The 20,594-nt window shown below is 58.2% G+C and carries 13 protein-coding genes; 5 read left to right on the top strand and 8 right to left on the bottom strand.

Annotated elements, in window-relative coordinates:
* Positions 1-109: 109 nt before the first annotated feature.
* The 3 genes from FHC52_RS13275 to nanQ are packed head-to-tail and all read left to right on the top strand — an operon-like array spanning position 110 to position 2,980.
* Positions 110-1,600 (top strand): MFS transporter, encoded by a 1,491-nt coding sequence (locus tag FHC52_RS13275; RefSeq protein ID WP_022651922.1) that lies wholly within the window; start codon positions 110-112, stop codon positions 1,598-1,600.
* Between the two features lie 46 nt (positions 1,601-1,646).
* Entirely contained in the window at positions 1,647-2,516 is an 870-nt protein-coding gene (locus FHC52_RS13270; protein WP_032645685.1) for an N-acetylmannosamine kinase, read from the top strand.
* Entirely contained in the window at positions 2,513-2,980 is a 468-nt protein-coding gene (nanQ, locus tag FHC52_RS13265; protein ID WP_032675553.1) for an N-acetylneuraminate anomerase, read from the top strand. Before FHC52_RS13270 ends, nanQ begins: the two co-directional genes overlap by 4 nt.
* A 34-nt stretch (positions 2,981-3,014) precedes the next feature.
* Here the strand turns inward: nanQ and gltD are convergent, their stop codons facing one another.
* Positions 3,015-4,433, bottom strand: a complete 1,419-nt coding sequence (gltD, locus tag FHC52_RS13260) for a glutamate synthase subunit GltD (protein WP_032675552.1) — start codon at positions 4,431-4,433, stop codon at positions 3,015-3,017.
* 9 nt (positions 4,434-4,442) lie between these two features.
* A complete protein-coding gene (gene gltB, locus FHC52_RS13255) occupies positions 4,443-8,903 on the bottom strand; it encodes a glutamate synthase large subunit (RefSeq protein ID WP_032675551.1) in 4,461 nt (1,486 codons plus the stop codon).
* A 687-nt stretch (positions 8,904-9,590) separates the two neighbouring features.
* Between gltB and FHC52_RS13250 the strand changes: the two genes are divergently transcribed.
* Positions 9,591-10,532, top strand: a complete 942-nt coding sequence (locus FHC52_RS13250; RefSeq protein WP_115437282.1) for a TIGR01212 family radical SAM protein — start codon at positions 9,591-9,593, stop codon at positions 10,530-10,532.
* Here the strand turns inward: FHC52_RS13250 and FHC52_RS13245 are convergent.
* Positions 10,512-12,014 (bottom strand): helicase HerA-like C-terminal domain-containing protein, encoded by a 1,503-nt coding sequence (locus tag FHC52_RS13245; RefSeq protein ID WP_023344992.1) that lies wholly within the window; start codon positions 12,012-12,014, stop codon positions 10,512-10,514. The genes FHC52_RS13250 and FHC52_RS13245 overlap by 21 nt on opposite strands.
* Positions 12,015-12,151: 137 nt before the next feature.
* Here FHC52_RS13245 and FHC52_RS13240 point away from each other — a divergent pair, with 137 nt between their 5' ends.
* On the top strand, positions 12,152-13,792 hold the full coding sequence (locus tag FHC52_RS13240) for a dihydroxyacetone kinase subunit DhaK (protein ID WP_032675549.1): 1,641 nt from the start codon (positions 12,152-12,154) through the stop codon (positions 13,790-13,792).
* 43 nt (positions 13,793-13,835) lie between these two features.
* On the opposite strand, the gene FHC52_RS13235 is transcribed toward FHC52_RS13240, so the two are convergent.
* From FHC52_RS13235 to pepA, 5 genes are all read right to left on the bottom strand, one after another.
* A complete protein-coding gene (locus FHC52_RS13235) occupies positions 13,836-14,855 on the bottom strand; it encodes an NAD(P)-dependent alcohol dehydrogenase (RefSeq protein WP_008502818.1) in 1,020 nt (339 codons plus the stop codon).
* Positions 14,856-14,938: 83 nt separating this feature from the next.
* Positions 14,939-15,442 (bottom strand): GNAT family N-acetyltransferase, encoded by a 504-nt coding sequence (locus FHC52_RS13230; RefSeq protein ID WP_008502817.1) that lies wholly within the window; start codon positions 15,440-15,442, stop codon positions 14,939-14,941.
* A gap of 123 nt (positions 15,443-15,565) precedes the next feature.
* Complete coding sequence (locus FHC52_RS13225) at positions 15,566-18,421, bottom strand: valine--tRNA ligase (protein ID WP_032675548.1); 2,856 nt, start codon at positions 18,419-18,421, stop codon at positions 15,566-15,568.
* Positions 18,421-18,864 carry a DNA polymerase III subunit chi gene (gene holC / locus FHC52_RS13220; protein WP_008502815.1) on the bottom strand — a complete coding sequence of 148 codons (444 nt, stop codon included), beginning with the start codon at positions 18,862-18,864 and terminating at the stop codon, positions 18,421-18,423. Before holC ends, FHC52_RS13225 begins: the two co-directional genes overlap by 1 nt.
* A 117-nt stretch (positions 18,865-18,981) precedes the next feature.
* The gene (pepA, locus tag FHC52_RS13215; protein ID WP_032653629.1) at positions 18,982-20,493 is read right to left on the bottom strand and encodes a leucyl aminopeptidase; all 1,512 of its coding nucleotides are present in this window, start codon (positions 20,491-20,493) and stop codon (positions 18,982-18,984) included.
* Between the last annotated feature and the right edge of the window lie 101 nt (positions 20,494-20,594).

Here is a 20,594-nt window from a genome sequence, read left to right as displayed (position 1 = left end):
ATAGCCGGGGGCGCTTCGCCTTATCCGGCCTACAAAAACATGCTACGTAGGCCGGATAAGGCGCAGCCGCCATCCGGCAAAACGACAGAGAAATCGTCGGGAGAGTGAAATGAGTAAGTCTACCCAAAGCATCCCGTGGTACCGCCATCTTACCCGTCCTCAGTGGCGCGCCTTCTCCGCCGCCTGGCTGGGATATCTGCTTGATGGCTTCGATTTTGTATTGATAGCCTTAGTCCTGACAGAAATAAAAAGCGAGTTTGCCCTGACGACAGTGGAAGCGGCGAGCTTGATTTCGGCGGCCTTTATATCGCGCTGGTTCGGCGGCCTGCTGCTGGGCGCCATGGGCGACCGCTATGGCCGCAAGCTGGCGATGATCACCAGCATCGTGCTCTTTTCCTGCGGTACGCTGGCCTGCGGTTTTGCGCCGGGTTACGTCACCCTGTTTATCGCCCGCATGGTGATAGGCATGGGGATGGCGGGGGAATATGGCTCCAGCGCAACCTATGTGATTGAAAGCTGGCCAAAGCACCTGCGCAACAAGGCGAGTGGTTTTCTGATTTCCGGTTTCTCCGTCGGCGCCGTGGTTGCGGCCCAGGTCTACAGCCTTGTCGTGCCCGTCTGGGGCTGGCGGGCGCTGTTCTTTATCGGCATTCTGCCCATCGTCTTTGCCCTGTGGCTGCGGAAAAATATTCCGGAAGCTGAGGACTGGAAAGCGAAGCACGAAGGCAAAGCCCCGGTGCGCACCATGGTTGATATTCTGTATCGCGGCAAATACCGCGTCATCAATATGGCGATGACGCTGTTTGCCGGTACGGCGCTGTGGTTCTGTTTTGCAGGCGAACTCAACAACGCGGGGCTGGTCGTTATTCTCGGCCTGCTGTGCGCCATCGTCTTTATCAGCTTTATGGTGCAAAGCAGCGGTAAACGCTGGCCGACGGGCGTCACGTTGATGGTTGTCGTGCTCTTCGCCTTTCTCTACTCCTGGCCGATTCAGGCGCTATTACCCACTTATCTGAAAACCGACCTGGCCTATGATCCGTCAACGGTGGCGAAGGTGCTGTTCTTTAGCGGCTTCGGCGCGGCGGTAGGCTGCTGCGTGGGTGGTTTTCTCGGTGACTGGCTTGGCACCCGCAAGGCCTATGTCTGTAGCCTGTTGGCCTCACAGCTCCTGATTGTTCCCGTCTTTGCGATTGGCGGCGCCAATGTCTGGGTGTTGGGCTTGTTACTCTTTTTCCAGCAGATGCTGGGGCAGGGGATCTCCGGGATCTTACCCAAACTCATCGGCGGCTATTTCGATACCGACCAGCGTGCGGCGGGTCTGGGCTTTACCTACAACGTTGGCGCGTTGGGCGGCGCGATTGCCCCGGTGATTGGCGCGCTGCTGTCGCAGGATATGGCGCTGGGCACGGCCCTGGGGTCGCTCTCCTTTGGCCTGACGTTTGTGGTGATCTTGCTTATTGGTCTGGATATGCCCTCCCGCGTTCAGCGCTGGATCAGGCCAGAAGCCCTGCGTACGCATGATGCTATTGACGGTAAACCGCTGAGTGGCGCACTCCCTTTTGGTGCCAGTAAAAGCGGTCTGATCAAACACAAAGGATAAGCTGATGTCATTGCTAAACCAGAAGACAGCAGCGCGAGGCGGTGAAATGACAACCCTGGCTATTGATATTGGCGGCACCAAACTCGCGGCTGCGTGCGTGGAGGGGCAGACCATTACTGCCCGTCGCGAGTGTCAGACGCCTGCCAGCCAGACGCCGGAGGCGTTGCAGGCTGCGCTACAAACGCTGATTGCACCCTTTACGGCGCAGGCAACGCGGGTCGCGGTGGCATCAACCGGGATCATTCACAACGGTATTTTGACCTCCATTAATCCGTCTAATCTGGGCGGGCTGGCGGAATTTCCACTGGTGGAATTTCTCTCGGGAATAACCGATCTGCCGGTGATGGCGATCAACGACGCGCAGGCCGCCGCCTGGGCTGAGTTCTGCGCCTTGCCGGATGATGACGATATGGTCTTTCTGACCGTCTCAACCGGTGTCGGTGGTGGCGTGGTCCTCAATCGAACACTGCAAACGGGCAGCGGCGGTCTGGCTGGACATCTGGGTCACACGCTGGCCGATCCCGCCGGTCCGCGTTGTGGCTGCGGGCGAAGAGGGTGCGTTGAGGCTATCGCCTCGGGGCGCGGCATCGCTGCTCAGGCAGAAGGCGTATTGTCCGGGCTGGATTCGAAAGCGATATTCAGCCTTGCAGCGCAAGGTAATCCACAGGCACAGGCGCTGATTGCGCGTTCAGCGCAGACGCTGGCGCGTCTTATTGCCGATGTCAAAGCCGTGACTGATTGCCAGATTGTAGTTATTGGAGGCAGCGTGGGGCTGGCAGAGGGGTATCTGGGGCTCGTGGAGGCGTATCTGTCGCGGGAGCCCGCCGTCTATCAGGCCGCACTTCGGCCTGCACACTATCGCCACGATGCCGGGCTGTTAGGTGCGGCGTTGTTAGCACATGGAGACGCGTTATGATGCTGGGAGAGTTGCAGTCGCTGGCGACATCTGGCCTGACCGGGGTTCTGATCAATGCCCTCACGCTGGCCGTGGCGGCACGGCCAGAAGAGAAACGCCCTGGTCATTATGAACTCCAGGGCACGGATATCTTTATGAACGTGATGCAGTTTGCCACGCAAGAGCCGAAGCAGAAAAAGGCGGAACTGCACGCACAGTATATTGATATTCAGCTTCTGCTCGCTGGAGAAGAACGCATCTTTTTTGGGGTTATGGGGTCCGCGCGGGCGTGTGAAGAAATGCATAGCGCAGAAGATTATCAGCTTTGCCGCCACATCAATGATGAACAATCCATTATATTAAAGCCTGGTATGTTCGTGGTCTTTATGCCGGGTGAGCCGCATAAGCCGGGATGTCTTGTTGAATCGGAGGGGGAAATTAAAAAAGCCGTGGTGAAAGTCCGGGCCAGCCTGTTAACCGCATAAAAAAGCCGGATGGGATGTCCATCCGGCTTGTCTCTTACACTTCCAGGAAGTTCATGATCCCGTCAGCCGCTTTACGGCCTTCGGCAATCGCCGTGACCACCAGGTCAGAGCCGCGAACGATGTCGCCACCGGCGAAGATTTTCGGGTTGCTGGTCTGGAACGCGTTATCGCTGCCTTCTGGCGCAATAATACGGCCCTGTGAATCCAGCTCAACGCTGTGCTTCGCCAGCCATTCCATGCTGTGAGGACGGAAACCGAACGCCATCACCACGGCGTCGGCCGGGATCACGTGTTCAGAACCGGCCACGATCTCGGCGCGACGACGGCCTTTCGCATCCGGTGCGCCCATCTCGGTACGCGCCATCTTCACGCCGCTCACTTTACCGTTGGCATTCACTTCAATACCCAGAGGCTGGATGTTGAACTGGAACTCCACGCCCTCTTCACGCGCGTTTTTCACTTCGCGCTTAGAGCCCGGCATGTTCTCTTCGTCACGACGGTAGGCGCAGATCACGTGTGCCGCATTCTGACGAATGGAGGTACGCACGCAGTCCATCGCGGTATCACCGCCGCCCAGCACCACCACGCGTTTGCCTTCCATGCTGACGAAAGGCTCATCGGCGGTTTCGCCGTAACCCATAATCTGCTTGGTGTTGGCAATCAGGAACGGCAGCGCGTCATAAACACCCGGCGCGTCTTCGTTTTCCAGACCACCGCGCATGGACTGATAGGTACCCACGCCCAGGAACACGGCGTCGTAATCCTTCAGCAGATCGTCGAGCTGTACGTCGCGGCCCACTTCTGTGTTCAGTTTGAACTCAATGCCCATGCCGGTGAAGATTTCGCGGCGACGGGTCATGACCTCTTTTTCCAGCTTGAAGGCCGGGATACCGAAGGTCAGCAGGCCGCCGATCTCCGGATGACGGTCAAAGACCACCGCCTTCACGCCGTTGCGGGTCAGCACGTCCGCACAGGCCAGGCCCGCCGGGCCCGCGCCAATGATCGCCACGCGCTTGTCAGTTTGCTTCACGCCGGTCATGTCCGGACGCCAGCCCATCTCAAACGCTTTATCGTTAATGTAGCGCTCGATGTTGCCGATGGTCACCGCGCCGAACTCGTCGTTCAGCGTACAGGAACCTTCGCACAGACGGTCCTGAGGACACACGCGGCCGCACACTTCCGGCAGGGTGTTGGTCTGGTGAGATAGCTCGGCGGCTTCAAAAATACGTCCTTCGTTGGCCAGCTTCAGCCAGTTCGGGATGTAGTTGTGTACCGGACATTTCCATTCGCAGTAAGGGTTACCGCAGGACAGGCAGCGGTCTGCCTGTGCTTTGGCCTGGCCTTCTGAAAACGGCTCGTAGATTTCAACAAATTCAATTTTGCGGATCTTCAGCGGTTTCTTTGGCGGATCAACACGCTGCAGGTCGATAAACTGGTATACGTTCTGGCTCATCTGAATTCCTTACTGCGCCTGCACGCGCAGCTCTGCTGCGCTACGACTACGGTGACCCAACAGGGCTTTAACATCGCTGGACTTCGGCTTAACCAGCGCGAATTTCGCAGAGAACGCCGGCCAGTTCGCCAGGATCTCTTCGCCGCGCGAAGAACCGGTATGCTGCACGTGTTCGGTAATCAAACCGCGCAGGTGTTCTTCGTGAATGGCCAGCGTGTCAACGTCCAGCACTTCTACCAGTTCAGGGTTCACGCGTTTACGGAACTCACCGTCTTCATCCAGGACGTAGGCAAAACCGCCCGTCATGCCTGCGCCGAAGTTCACGCCGGTTTTACCCAGAACGCAAACAATCCCGCCCGTCATGTATTCACAACCGTTATCGCCAATGCCTTCCACCACGGTGATAGCACCGGAGTTACGCACCGCAAAACGCTCGCCCGCACGGCCCGCGGCAAAAAGACGACCGCCGGTCGCGCCGTACAGGCAGGTGTTACCGATAATGCTGGCTTCATGGCTGCGGAAGGCTGAGCCGACCGGAGGACGTACCGCCAGAAGACCGCCCGCCATGCCTTTGCCGACGTAGTCGTTGGCATCGCCGGTCAGGTACAGCTCAACGCCGCCTGCGTTCCACACGCCGAAGCTCTGACCCGCAGTACCGCTGAAGTGTGCGGTAATCGGATCGGCTGCCAGCCCCTGGTCACCGTGCGTCTGCGCGATGTAGCCGGAGAGGGAGGCACCCACGGAACGGTCGGTGTTGCGGATATCAAACCAGAACGTTTTGCTCTGCTTCTCGTCCACATACGGTTTCGCCTGCTGCAGCAGCTGTGCGTTCAGCACGCCGTTGTCGAACGGCGGGTTGTTCTCGGTGCAGTAGACCGCTTTGCCAGGATGCGGCTGCGCGGTTTCCAGCAGCTTAGACAGCTCCAGCTTCTGCTGCTTGGCGGTGAAGCCTTCCAGCTCTTTCAGCAGGTCGGTACGGCCAATCAGGTCCACCAGACGCTTCACGCCCAGTTGCGCCATCAGCTCGCGGGTTTCACGGGCGATGAAGTCAAAGTAGTTGGTCACTTTGAACGGCAGACCGTGATAGTGATTCTTACGCAGCTTCTCGTCCTGGGTCGCAACACCGGTTGCGCAGTTGTTCAGGTGGCAAATACGCAGGTATTTACAGCCGAGCGCAACCATTGGGCCGGTACCGAAGCCGAAGCTTTCCGCACCCAGAATCGCCGCCTTGATGATGTCGAGGCCGGTTTTCAGGCCACCGTCCACCTGCAGACGGATCTTGTGACGCAGACCGTTAGCCACCAGCGCCTGCTGGGTTTCCACCAGTCCAAGTTCCCACGGGCAGCCCGCATATTTCACGGAGGAGAGCGGGCTTGCGCCGGTACCGCCGTCATAACCGGCGATGGTGATAAGGTCCGCATAGGCCTTCGCCACGCCGGTGGCAATGGTGCCGACGCCCGGTTCGGAAACCAGCTTCACGGAGATCATCGCTTTCGGGTTGACCTGCTTCAGGTCGAAAATCAGCTGCGCCAGGTCCTCAATAGAGTAGATATCGTGGTGCGGCGGCGGGGAGATCAGCGTCACGCCCGGTACCGAGTAGCGCAGTTTGGCGATGTACGGGGTAACTTTATCACCCGGCAGTTGACCGCCTTCGCCCGGTTTCGCACCCTGAGCGACTTTAATCTGAATCACGTCGGCGTTGACCAGGTACGCTGGCGTCACGCCAAAGCGGCCGGATGCCACCTGCTTGATACGGGACACCTTGTTGGTGCCGTAACGGGCAGGATCTTCACCGCCTTCGCCGGAGTTAGAGTTGCCACCGATGCTGTTCATGGCTTCCGCCAGCGCCTCGTGGGCTTCCGGGCTCAGCGCGCCGATGGACATCGCCGCGGTATCGAAGCGTTTGAACAGTTCGGATGCCGGTTCGACTTCGTCAATGCTGACCGCTTCATCACCCGGATTCAGGGCAATGAGGTCGCGCAGCGTCGCCGCCGGACGGTTGTTCACCAGCTCAGCGTACTGCTGATAATCACGGTATTCGCCGCTCTGAACCGCCTGCTGCAGCGTGCGCACCACGTCAGGGTTGTAGGCATGATACTCGCCGCCGTGAACGTATTTCAGCAGACCGCCCTGATCCAGCGGCTTACGTGCCAGCCAGGCGCGCTTGGACAGGTTCACCAGATCCTGCTGGAAGTCAGCAAAACCGGCGCCGCCGATGCGGCTGACCACGCCCTGGAAGCAAAGGTTGGCGACCTCATCGTGCAGGCCGACCGCTTCAAACAGCTTCGAGCAGCGGTAGGAGGCAATGGTCGAGATGCCCATTTTGGACATGATCTTGTACAGACCTTTGTTGATGCCGTTACGGTAGTTCAGCATCACCGCGCGGTAATCTTTGTCGATCGCGCGGGTATCCACCAGACGGGCCAGCGTTTCATAGGCCAGGTACGGGTAGATCGCCGTCGCGCCAAAGCCTAACAGCACGGCAAAGTGGTGCGGGTCGCGCGCGCTGGCGGTTTCAACAATGATGTTGGCGTCGCAGCGCAGGCTCTTATCCACCAGACGCGTCTGGATAGCGCCCACCGCCATTGGTGCAGGCACCGGCAGACGGTTTTTCGCGATGTTGCGGTCGGACAATACCAGCAGCACGGTACCGTTACGCACCATCTGTTCGGCTTTGTCGCACAGCGCATTCACCGTCTCTTCGAGGCTCGCGTCGTTCACGTCGAAGGTAATATCGAGCGTGTCGGCGCGATAGTGCTCCTCTTTCATGGTGGTGAGCTGTTTGAAATCGGAGTACAGCAGGATCGGCGATTTAAAGGTCAGACGGTGCGCCTGGCCTTCGGCCTCGCAGAAGACGTTCATCTCGCGACCGATGCTGGTGGCCAGCGACATCACGTGGGCTTCACGCAGCGGATCGATTGGCGGGTTGGTGACCTGCGCAAACTGCTGGCGGAAGTAGTCGTAAATGATGCGCGGCTGGCTGGAGAGCACGGCAAACGGGGTATCGTCACCCATCGAGCCGACCGCTTCCTGGCCGTTTTCACCGAGCACGCGGATGACGGAGTCCAGCTCTTCCGCGCTGTAGTTAAACTGCTTCTGGTAGCTCGCGAGGGTGTCATCGTCCAGCTCGCGGCTGCCCACTTCTTCATCCGACAGATCTTCAAACGGCACCAGACGACGCACGTTTTTCTCCATCCACTCTTTGTACGGATGGCGGCTCTTCAGATCGTTGTCGGTTTCGGCGGAGTGCAGGATGCGTCCACTGCGGGTGTCGATCACCATCAGCTCGCCCGGACCGACGCGGCCTTTCTCGACCACTTCGTCAGGCTGGTAATCCCAGATGCCGACTTCAGAGGCGCAGGTGATGAGCTTATCTTTGGTGATGACGTAGCGCGCCGGACGCAGGCCGTTACGGTCCAGGTTACACGCAGCGAAACGACCGTCGGACATGACGATGCCCGCCGGGCCGTCCCACGGCTCCATGTGCATGGAGTTAAAGTCGAAGAACGCGCGCAGCTCAGGGTCCATATCCGGGTTGTTCTGCCAGGCCGGCGGCACGAGCAGACGCATGGCGCGCACGATATCCATCCCGCCCGCCAGCAGCAGTTCCAGCATGTTATCCATCGAGCTGGAGTCCGAGCCGGTTTCGTTCACGAACGGCGCGGCATCATGCAGGTCAGGGATCAGTGGCGTCTGGAACTTATAGGTACGGGCGCGGGCCCACTGGCGGTTACCGGTAATGGTGTTGATCTCGCCGTTATGCGCCAGGTAGCGGAACGGCTGCGCCAGCGGCCAGCGTGGAACGGTGTTGGTGGAGAAGCGCTGGTGGAACAGGCAAATGGCCGATTCCAGACGCAGGTCCGCCAGGTCCAGGTAGAAGCGCGGCAGGTCAGCCGGCATACACAGACCTTTATAGATGTTCACCAGGTTAGAGAGGCTACAGACGTAGAACTCTTTATCGTCCTGGAGACGTTTTTCAATGCGGCGGCGGGCGATAAACAGACGGCGTTCCATATCACGCGGACGCCAGCCCGCAGGCGCATTGACGAAAATCTGTTCAATACGAGGCAGCGAGGAGAGGGCGATTTCACCGAGCACCCCTTCGTTGGTTGGCACATCGCGCCAGCCGACAATCGACAGGGTTTCACGCTGAAGTTCTTCTTCGACGATGCGGCGTGAGGCGGCAGCCTTTTCAGGATCCTGGTTCAGGAACAGCATGCCGACAGCGTAGTTTTTGGCTAAACGCCAGCCGCGCTCTTCCGCCACGATGCGGAAGAAACGATCCGGTTTTTGCAGCAGCAGGCCGCAACCGTCGCCAGTTTTACCATCGGCAAGAATGGCGCCACGGTGCTGCATACGGGCCAGTGCGTGAATAGCGGTACGCACCACCTTGTGGCTAGGTTCGCCTTCTATGTGGGCGATCAGGCCGAAACCACAGTTATCCTTCTCAAGGGATTTATCGTACAACATATCAGTGAACCTCCCCAGGCTCGTCGGGCTTCCCACTGAACTTTACCGTGGCGCACAGGCACAGAAAGAGCATGGCGACGGGGTTTGCGTTTCATACGCGGACCTCGCATTCGCCCTCTTTTTCATCCTTTCGCGCAGGTAAACAAGTTTGAGGACTTGCTTCAGAGGGAATCTCAATTACTGCATAAATATGATGAGCAGGCCGCTCATCCAGAAAGCTTCCAGCGGATTTCCAACTTATCGGGAATTGGTACACAGGTCAAATGGCAATCTTATTTATACAAAAATGTGCTAAAGAGAGTTTATCTTTTTGTATTTTAAGGTTATTTAACTAATTTTACATTGAATGAATGCCCTGAAAGAGCGCAGCGGAGTGTGATCTGACTCACTATATGAAAGCGGTATTATCCATGTAGCGTGCTGAATAGCGGTTTTATAGCAGAACAATAATCTGGCATTGTCTGCAAACCCGCATAAACACACTGTTTTTCAGTGATGGCGCTATAAATGAAAAAAACAATCAGAACATAAGGAAAAGTAATCACATGCGGCGTGAATGAAATTGCAGTAATCCTGAGTATTTATTCATATAGATAAAGGCCGTCCAGGGCGATTGATCCAGGTCATCGCCGACAGAGGCTAAAAATGGCAGGCTTGTCCCCTTTCTCCGGGACGGTCTATCAGATTATGCAGTTACAGAAATTAGTCAATATGTTTGGTGGGGATCTTTTGCAGCGCTACGGGCAAAAGGTTCATAAGCTGACGCTGCACGGCGGGTTTAGCTGCCCGAATCGCGACGGCACCATCGGGCGCGGGGGCTGCACCTTCTGTAACGTTGCGTCGTTTGCCGATGAAGCGCAGCAACATAACTCTATCGCTGAACAGCTTGCTCATCAGGCCAGCCTGGTGAACCGTGCGAAGCAGTATCTGGCCTATTTTCAGGCTTACACCAGCACGTGGGCGGAGGTGCAGGTATTGCGATCGATGTATCAGCAGGCCGTCAGCCAGGCCAACATCGTTGGGCTGTGCGTGGGAACCCGCCCGGACTGCGTACCGGACGCGGTGCTGGACCTGCTCAGCGAGTACAAAGAAGAAGGCTACGAGATCTGGCTGGAGCTGGGCTTGCAAACGGCACATGACAAAACGCTGCACCGTATCAACCGTGGCCATGATTTCGCCTGCTACCAGCGCACCACGCGGCTTGCACGCGAGCGCGGGCTGAAGGTCTGTTCACATCTGATTGTCGGTCTGCCCGGCGAAAGTCAACAGCATGCCCTTGAAACGCTGGAAAAAGTCGTTGAAACCGGCGTGGACGGCATCAAGCTTCATCCGCTGCATATCGTGAAGGGCAGCATTATGGCGAAAGCCTGGGAGGCCGGGCGGTTAAGCGGTATCGAGCTTGAGGACTATACGGTGACGGCGGGGGAGATGATTCGCCACACGCCACCGGAGATTGTCTACCACCGCATCTCGGCCAGCGCCCGCCGACCAACGCTTCTGGCACCGCTGTGGTGTGAGAACCGCTGGACGGGGATGGTGGAAATTGACCGCTACCTGCAGGAGAACGGCGTACAGGGTTCGGCGCTGGGCCGCCCGTGGGTTCCGCGTCTAGCGGCGACGGCCGCCTAACAAACTCCCCAGCATGCCGCGCACGATCTGATTGGTGACCTGTCGCGCGGCGCTTTTCGCCATGGTCTGCACTACGCCGTCGCGTTTGCCGCCGCGCGGCCCGGTGCTGCCGAACAGGATGTCTTTGAGTCCGCCAAGAATGCCGTCATCCACGGCGACAGACTGCCCTTTAGCGGCAGGCGCATCCTGCGATTCCGTTGTCGCCTGGACTCCTTTTTGCAGCATCTCGAACGCAGATTCGCGATCCACCTCGTCTTCGTACTTCCCGTAAACCGGTGAGTGGTTAATCAGGCCGTTGCGTTCATCGTCGGTCACCGGCCCCATGCGCGAGCAAGGCGCAATGACCATGGCGCGTTCCACTACGGACGGGCTGCCCTTCGCATCCAGGAACGAGATCAGCGCTTCACCGGTGCCCAGAGCCTGAATGGCGGCTTCGGTATCAAAGGCCGGATTGGCGCGCATGGTTTGCGCGGCGGCTTTTACCGCTTTTTGATCTTTCGGCGTGAAGGCGCGCAGGGCATGCTGTACGCGGTTACCGAGTTGTCCCAGTACGTTATCGGGGATATCCGACGGGTTTTGCGAGACAAACCAGACGCCGACGCCTTTGGAGCGGATCAGGCGGATAACCTGCTCGATCTTGTCCAGCAGCACCTGCGGTGCATCGTTAAACAGCAGGTGCGCTTCATCAAAGAAGAACACCAGCTTCGGCTTCTCAAGGTCGCCCGCCTCTGGCAGCTGTTCGTAAAGTTCAGAGAGCATCCACAGCAGGCTGGCGGCGTAGAGTTTCGGCATCTGGTAGAGCTTCTCGGAGCTCAGGATGTTAATAATCCCTTTGCCGCTGCTGTCGGTGCGCATCCAGTCTTTGATCTCCAGCATCGGCTCGCCGAAGAAGTGCTCGGCACCCTGTTGCTCCAGCGTCAGTAGACCACGCTGAATTGCGCCCACCGAGGCGCTGCTGATGTTGCCGTACTGGTTCTGGAAGGATTTGGCGTTATCGCCGATGTATTGCGTAATGGCGCGCAGATCTTTGAAATCAAGCAGCAGCAACCCCTGGTCATCGGCAATACGGAAGATGATATTCAACACGCCGGACTGCACGTCGTTGAGGTTAAGCAAACGGGCCAGCAGCAAGGGACCGAGATCGGAGACGGTGGCGCGCACCGGGTGGCCTTTTTCACCGAAGATGTCCCACACCACCACCGGGTTACCGTGCGGCGTCCAGTCCGTGATGCCGATATTCTTCAGCCGTTCGAGCAGTTTTTCAGAGGCGGTACCCTCCTGAGCCACACCGGTTAAATCGCCTTTTACGTCAGCCATAAAGACCGGTACGCCAATCTCTGAAAGCGACTCCGCCAGCTTTTGCAGGGTGACCGTTTTCCCCGTCCCGGTCGCACCGGTGATCAGACCGTGGCGGTTCGCCATCGCGGGCAGTAAATAGAGCTCTTTTTCCAGCGTCCGGGCAATTAACAATGGTGTACTCATGATGCGCTTCCTCTCGTAGTCCTGGGTGGAGTATAGGCAACCTGACGGTAAAACGGCTGAGTAAATTGCTGACTTTGCGGCGCATTATCCAGCGCGGACTATGCTTTTGCATACGGTTCACAAAATAGTGGGAAACTATGTCCAGATTCTTCTTTAACGATCGCAAACAGCTGGTCAACGATGCCATTGAAGGCATACTGCTCTCTGCGCCACATGCCAATCTCGTCAAGCTTGATATCGATCCGGCCATCAGGATCGTCGCGCGCGGCGACTGGGATAAAAGCCGCGTGGCGGTAATTTCCGGCGGCGGCTCAGGCCACGAACCCGCACACGCCGGGTTTGTTGGCAAAGGGATGCTGACGGCGGCAGTGTGTGGCGATCTTTTTGCCTCGCCGAGCGTGGATGCGGTACTGAATGCCATCGTCGCGGTCACGGGCGATCGTGGCTGTCTGCTGATCGTCAAAAACTACACCGGCGACCGCCTGAACTTCGGCCTGGCCGCTGAAAAGGCCAAACGCTACGGCCTGAAGGTGGAGATGGTGATTGTGGCGGACGATATCGCGCTGCCGGATAACAAGCAGCCGCGCGGTATTGCCGGCACGGCGCTGGTGCACAAGATTGCGGGCTATGCGGCGGAACAGGGGAAATCGCTGAGCGAGGTGCGGGATATTGCGCAACAGGCCTGCGATAACCTCTGGAGCCTGGGCGTAGCGATGCAAACGTGCAACCTGCCGGGCAGCGACGATGAAGAGGGGCGCATTAAGCAAGGCCATGTCGAGCTGGGCCTGGGCATTCACGGCGAGCCCGGGGCTTCCGTGGTGGATACGCAAAACAGCAAAGCCATTATCGACACCCTGGTGACGCCGTTACGCGCGCAGGCGGGGGAGGGGCGTTTTGCGGTGCTGATTAACAATCTTGGCGGCGTATCGGCGCTGGAGATGGCGCTGCTGACCAAAGAGCTGGCGCACTCGGCGCTGAAAGAGAATATCGCGTACCTGATTGGCCCTGCGCCGCTGGTCAGCGCGCTGGATATGAAAGGCTTTTCGCTGACGCTGCTGAAGCTCAACGATTTCTTTGAAAAAGCGATTCACGCCGACGTCGAGACGCTGGGATGGCAGAAGCCCGTCGCGTTTGCGCCACTGCGCACCGTGGCGCATAGCGCCATTCATGACCGTGTGGAGTACACTCCGTCTGACAATCCACAGGTGCGTGCGTTTGTCTCCTCCGTGTCGACAACGCTGATCCAGCTGGAAAACCGCCTGAACGCGCTGGATGCTAAAGTGGGGGATGGCGATACCGGCTCTACCTTTGCGCAAGGGGCGCGGGATATTGCGCAGCGCCTGGAGGAGAACGCGCTCCCGCTTAATGACGTGCCTAAGCTGCTGCTGCTGGTTGGCGAGCGGCTGGCTACGGTGATGGGCGGGTCGAGCGGGGTGCTGATGTCGATCTTCTTTACCGCGGCCGGGCAAAAGCTTCACGATGGTCAGACGCTCCCGGAGGCCTTGCTCAGTGGACTTGCGCAGATGAAGCAGTACGGCGGGGCAGATCTCGGCGATCGCACGCTGATCGATGCGCTGCAACCGGCGCTGGAGGCGTTACAGAAAGGCAATATTCAGGCGGCAGCGCAGGCCGCGCAGCAGGGCGCAGAAGCAACGTCGAAGATGGCGAAAGCCGGCGCGGGACGCTCGTCGTATGTCAATAAAGATAACCTAGATGGGGTGATGGATCCGGGAGCGGTCGCGGTAGCGGAAGTATTTAACGTATTGGCGCAGCAGTGAAAGTAGGCCGGGTAAGGCGAAGCCGCCACCCGGCAAACTCACATCAGAAATCTGCTTTCAGCACCACGCGGTAGCGGGCTTTGCCGTCGCGCACGTGCTGGATCGCTTCGTTGATTTTTGACATCGGATACAGTTCGGTGGTCGGCGCCACTTTGGTGCGTCCGGCGAATTTCATCAGTTTGCGCAGCTCGTACGGCGTACCGGTTGCAGAACCGGAGATGCTGCGATCCCCGCCGATCAGGGTAAACGCCGGAACCGGCAGCGGCTTCATTACCGCACCCACGGTGTGGAAGTTACCGCCGTAGGCCAGCGCTTCAAAGTACGGCTGCCAGTCGAGATCCACGTTAACGGTGTTGATGATCAGGTCAAACTGGCCCGCCAGCGCGTTCAGCGCGTCCGGATCGCGGCTGTTCACCACTTTATCCGCCCCCATCGCCAGCACTTCTTTCTCTTTCGCCGGGTTCGAGCTGAACGCCGTGACTTCACAGCCCATCGCGTGCAGCAGCTTAATGGCAATATGCCCCAGGCCGCCGATACCGATGACGCCGACGCGGCTGGTGGCGGTGATATGGTGCATCAGCAGCGGCTTGAAGACGGTGATGCCGCCACACAGCAGCGGACCGGCGGATTCGATATCAATGCTGTCCGGCAGCGGGATAACCCATTGCCAGTCGGCGCGCAGTTTATCGGCAAAACCACCTTTGTTGAGAATGGTGGGAACAGCGCCTTCGAGGCAGTTGATTTGATTGCCGCTGATACAGGCATCGCAGTGACCGCAGCTGCGTGCCGTCCAGCCAATGCCCACGCGCTGGCCCACTTTGAGCCCTTTGTCCTGCGCGGCGCTACCGAGCGCCACGACGCGGCCAATAACTTCGTGCCCGGCAACCAGCGGATAGCTGGAGAAGCCCCATTCGTTGTCGATCATCGAGAGATCCGAGTGGCAGATCCCGCAGTAATCAACCTGTACTTCGACGTCTTCTGCTTTTAGTTCGCCCGCATCGTACTCGTACAGCTCAAGTTCTGCACCCGCCTGCGGTGCGGCGTAGCTTTTTATCTTCGACATCGTGTTTCCCCCGTTGTGGTGTGAACTGAGAGTGTAGAGCATTCAGTTTACAGCCGCTTAACAGAAGAGGGCAGGAACGAAAGTTACAGACTTTTCAGCATTCTGACTTCGCAATCAACGTGGCCGGTACAGCCCAGCGGCGCATCGATATGCTCAAAGCCCAGATGTTCATACAGGCCGATGGCCTCTTTGAGGAAGGCGGTCGTTTCAAGGTAGCAGCGGGTAAAACCCTGCTTGCGCGCGTGGTCCAGCGCCATCAGCGCCAGCTTTTTTGCCAGTCCTTGTCCGCGTGCCGTTGGCAGGAAATACATTTTCTGCAGTTCGCAGATATCCGGCTCGCTGCAGCTGAGGGGCGCCACGCCGCCGCCGCCCACGACCTGGCCGTTCTGCTCGATGACCCAGTAGGCATGACCAGGCTGGCTGTAGAGCTGGAAAAGCGCGTCCAGATTCGGGTCGGCAACCGTGTAGCCCTTGTCAGCCGTCAGTCCATATTCGGCAGAAACGGTGCGAATAACGGCGGCGATAGCCGGGTTATCCTGCTCAGCGATCCGGCGCATCGTCGTCGCGACGGGGGTAATCACGCTCATAGCATTACTCATTACAAAAATTGACACATAACTGCTGTTAATAGCACCGCAGAAAGGGGAGTGCAAGCGAGGAGTTTTCAGGAAGGTTACCCCTTACGCCCTGAAGCGTAAGGGGTAAAAGCATTACAGGGCAGCGATAACCGCCTGCTGCTCAATCAGCTTGGTCTTCGCATCGGCGAAGGCAACCAGACGCTCACGCTCTTTCGCGATGACCGCTTCCGGCGCGCGGGCAACAAAGCCTTCGTTCGCCAGTTTGCTTTCGATTTTGCCAATTTCCACGTCGACTTTCGCCACTTCTTTCGCCAGACGAGCCAGCTCAGCGTCTTTGTCGATCAGACCTGCCATCGGGATCAGCAGCTCGGCACCGTCGATGATTTTGGTCACGGAAACCGGACCTTTGTCATCAGCAGGCAGCACGGTGATGCTTTCCAGACGCGCCATGGTTTTCAGGAAGGTGTTGTTCTCGGTGACGCGACGAACGGCCGCTTCGCTACAGCCGCGCAGCAGCAGCTCCAGCGGTTTGCCCGGCGCGATGTTCATTTCAGCACGAATGTTACGTACCGCCACGATCGCCTGCTTCAGCCACTCGGTATCCGCAGACGCCGCTTCATCAACCTTAGCTGCATCGAATGCCGGGAACGGCTGCAGCATGATGGTGTCGGCGTTGATGCCTGCAATCACCTTCACGCGCTGCCAGATGGTCTCGGTGATGAATGGAATAACCGGATGCGCCAGGCGCAGCAGGCCTTCCAGAACGGTAATCAGCGTGTTGCGCGTGCCGCGCAGTTCCGCCTCAGTGCCGCCGTTCATGACCGGCTTCGCCAGCTCCAGATACCAGTCACAGAACTGGTTCCAGGTGAATTCATACAGAATGCCCGCCGCGATATCGAAGCGGTAGCTGTCCAGCGCCTCGCGGAACGCTTTCACGGTCTGGTTGAATTCCGCCAGGATCCAGCGGTCGGCCAGGGAGAGGGTCATCTCGCCGCCGTTGAAGCCGCAATCCTGATCTTCGGTGTTCATCAGCACAAAGCGGCTGGCGTTCCAAAGCTTGTTACAGAAGTTACGGTAACCTTCCAGACGCTTCATGTCCCAGTTGATGTCACGGCCGGTCGAGGCCAGCGCTGCCAGGGTGAAGCGCAGGGCGTCGGTACCGTGAGCCTCAATCCCGTTCGGGAACTGTTTCTCGGTGCGCTTGCGGATTTTCTCCGCCAGCTGAGGCTGCATCATGTTGCCGGTGCGTTTTTCCAGCAGCTCTTCCAGAGAAATACCGTCAACCATATCCAGCGGGTCAATGACGTTACCCTTGGATTTGGACATCTTCTGGCCTTCGTCGTCGCGGATCAGACCGGTCATGTAGACGGTATGGAATGGAACCTGCGGCTTGCCGTCTTCATCTTTGATGAAGTGCATGGTCATCATGATCATGCGGGCGATCCAGAAGAAGATAATGTCGAAGCCGGACACCATCACGCTGGTTGGGTGGAACTGACGCAGCGCGTCGGTGTTTTCTGGCCAGCCGAGGGTGGAGAAGGTCCACAGCGCGGAGGAGAACCAGGTATCCAGCACGTCTTCGTCCTGACGCAGGGCAACGTCAGCGCTCAGGTTGTTTTCCTGGCGCACTTCATCTTCGCTGCGGCCAACGTACACGTTGCCTTCGTTGTCGTACCATGCCGGGATACGGTGGCCCCACCACAGCTGACGGGAGATACACCAGTCCTGAATATCGCGCATCCAGGAGAAGTACATGTTTTCGTACTGCTTCGGCACGAACTGAATGCTGCCGTTTTCAACCGCTTCCACAGCCGGTTTCGCCAGCACGTCGGCACGCACGTACCACTGGTCGGTCAGCATTGGCTCGATAACCACGCCACCACGGTCGCCGTATGGCACGGTCAGATCGTGAGGTTTGATCTCTTCCAGCAGGCCGAGTGCGTCAACAGCAGCCACGATGGCTTTACGCGCGGCAAAACGTTCCAGCTTCTGGAACTCAGCCGGGATGTCGCTGGAATAGACGTCGGATTCGTTGCCTTTGGTGTCGTACACTTCTGCGCTTTCACGGATATCGCCGTCGAAGGTCAGAATGTTGATCATCGGCAGGGCGTGACGACGGCCCACTTCATAGTCGTTGAAGTCGTGCGCCGGAGTGATTTTCACGCAGCCGGTGCCTTTTTCCATGTCGGCGTGTTCGTCGCCCACAATCGGAATACGGCGGTTTACCAGCGGCAGCACCACGAATTTGCCAATCAGATCTTTATAACGCGGATCTTCCGGGTTAACGGCCACGCCGGTATCGCCCAGCAGGGTTTCCGGACGGGTGGTCGCGACCACCAGGTAATCTTTACCGTCAGCGGTTTTTGCGCCGTCGGCCAGCGGATAGCGGATGTGCCACATGGAGCCCTTGGACTCGCGGTTTTCCACTTCCAGATCGGAAATCGCGGTGCGCAGTTTCGGATCCCAGTTAACCAGGCGTTTGCCGCGGTAAATCAGGTCTTCTTTGTACAGGCGGACGAAGACTTCTTTCACGGCGTTGGAAAGGCCTTCATCCATGGTGAAGCGCTCGCGCTCCCAGTCCACGGAGTTGCCGAGACGGCGCATCTGACGGGTAATGGTGCCGCCAGATTCCGCTTTCCACTGCCAGATTTTGTCGATGAACGCGTCGCGACCGAAGTCGTGGCGGGTTTTCCCTTCTTCAGCGGCAATTTTACGCTCAACCACCATCTGGGTCGCGATACCCGCGTGGTCAGTCCCCGCCTGCCACAGGGTGTTTTTGCCCTGCATGCGCTGGTAGCGGATCATGGTGTCCATGATGGTCTGCTGGAAAGCATGGCCCATATGCAAACTGCCGGTGACGTTCGGCGGCGGGATCATGATGCAGAAGGACTCTTTGCTTTCGTCGCCGTTAGGCTTGAAATAGCCCTGCTGTTCCCAGTGCTCGTAAAGCGGCTGTTCGATATCGCGTGGGTTATATGTCTTTTCCATTATTTCCAGGTTGCCGTATTCAGGTTAAAACCAGCCAGGCGGTACGCTTTATAGCGTTCGCGCGCCAGTTGTTTCAAGGATTCTTCGTAAGGGACAAAGTCTACCACTTCTGTGAAAGCGGTGGCAAAATCTGCAAAATCTATCCGCAGGCTAATCAGAATGTCGCGCGCGCTGCTGTTGCGCTTTTGCGGCCAGGCAATTTCCACCGGCGCCCCGCCGCGTGGCCCTTCGCCTGACAGGTTATGCGGAACAAAGCTCTCCGGCGGGCGGGCCCACAGCGCTTCATCGAGACGAATCGCCTGCTGCTCATCTTCACAGGCTATCAACACGCGTTTGCCTGCGCGCCAACGTTCTGCGGCAATTTCACACACCAGCTGTTCGACGGCGCTGAGTCCATCCTGATGGGTGTCGTTGTCCAGAAGGTAGAACGTTGCATTCTTCATATATGGGGCTTCTTGTCGTGGATTTAAATGCAAAGCCGGGTGGCGCTTCGCTTACCCGGCCTTCGGTTGAGTGGCGTGTAGGCCGGGTAAGGCGAAGCCGCCACCCGGCACTTTATATCACTCGTCGCCGTTAAAACCCGCACGATTGAGCAGGAACTGCGACAGCAGCGCCACCGGACGACCGGTTGCGCCTTTGGCCTTACCGGAGCGCCATGCGGTGCCCGCGATATCCAGGTGCGCCCAGTTGTACTTGCGGGTGAAGCGCGCCAGGAAGCATCCCGCGGTGATCGCCCCGCCAGGACGTCCGCCAATGTTCGCCATATCCGCGAAGTTAGACTCCAGCTGCTCCTGATATTCGTCACCCAGCGGCAGACGCCATGCGCGGTCACCGGCCTGCTCCGAGGCGCTAATCAGCTCGTGCGCCAGCGGGTTGTGGTTCGACATCAGGCCGGTAATGTGGTGGCCAAGAGCAATCACACAGGCGCCGGTGAGGGTGGCGACGTCAATGACCGCTTCCGGCTCGAAGCGCTCAACGTAGGTCAACACGTCACAGAGTACCAGACGGCCTTCAGCGTCGGTGTTCAGCACTTCTACCGTCTGGCCAGACATGGTGGTCAGTACGTCACCCGGGCGATACGCGCGACCGCCGGGCATGTTTTCGCAGCCCGCCAGGACCCCGATCACGTTGATCGGCAGCTGGAGTTCCGCGACCATGCGCATCACGCCGTAAACCGCCGCCGCGCCGCACATGTCGTATTTCATCTCGTCCATGCCTTCGGCAGGCTTGATGGAGATACCGCCGGAATCGAAGGTCAGGCCTTTACCGACCAGCACGACAGGGCGCGCGTCTTCGGCCGAGTTGCCCTTGTACTCGATAACCGACATCAGGGATTCGTTCTGCGAGCCGTTACCCACCGCCAGGTAAGAGTGCATTCCCAGCTCTTTCATCTGCTGTTCGCCGATGACGCGGGTAATCACGTTTTTGCTGTAGGCGTCTGCCAGCTGGCGCGCCTGAGAGGCGAGGTAAGCGGCGTTACAGATGTTCGGCGGCATGTTGCCGAGATCTTTTGCCGCTTTAATACCGGCGGCAATGGCCAGACCGTGCTGAATGGCGCGCTCGCCGCTGGTCAGCTCGCGACGGGTTGGCACGTTAAAGACCATTTTACGCAGCGGACGACGCGGCTCGCTTTTATTGGTCTTCAGCTGATCGAAGCTGTACAGGCTCTCTTTTGCCGTTTCGACTGCCTGACGCACTTTCCAGTAGGTGTTACGCCCTTTAACGTGCAGCTCGGTCAGGAAGCATACCGCTTCCATTGAACCGGTATCATTCAGCGTATTGATGGTTTTCTGAATCACCTGCTTGTACTGACGTTCATCCAGCTCGCGTTCTTTGCCGCAGCCAATCAGCAGAATGCGCTCTGACAGTACGTTCGGAACATGGTGCAGTAACAGCGTCTGCCCAGGTTTGCCTTCCAGTTCGCCACGGCGCAGCAGGGCGCTAATATAGCCGTCACTGATTTTATCGAGTTGTTCGGCGATCGGGGAGAGTCGGCGTGGTTCAAAGACGCCCACAACGATGCAGGCACTCCGCTGTTTCTCCGGGCTACCGCTTTTTACACTGAACTCCATGCACTACGCTCCTGAATCTTAAAGACAACGGCGGCGGCTACGGATAGAATTGAAACCTTTCGTAACTCATGTCCGCTGTTGTGGTGACTTCGTGTTAATCT

Source organism: Enterobacter sp. EC_64 (genome assembly GCF_019584165.1).
GTDB lineage: Bacteria > Pseudomonadota > Gammaproteobacteria > Enterobacterales > Enterobacteriaceae > Enterobacter > Enterobacter roggenkampii.
Note: the sequence above shows the minus strand (reverse complement) of the source record. Positions and strands in the feature narration are given on the sequence as shown.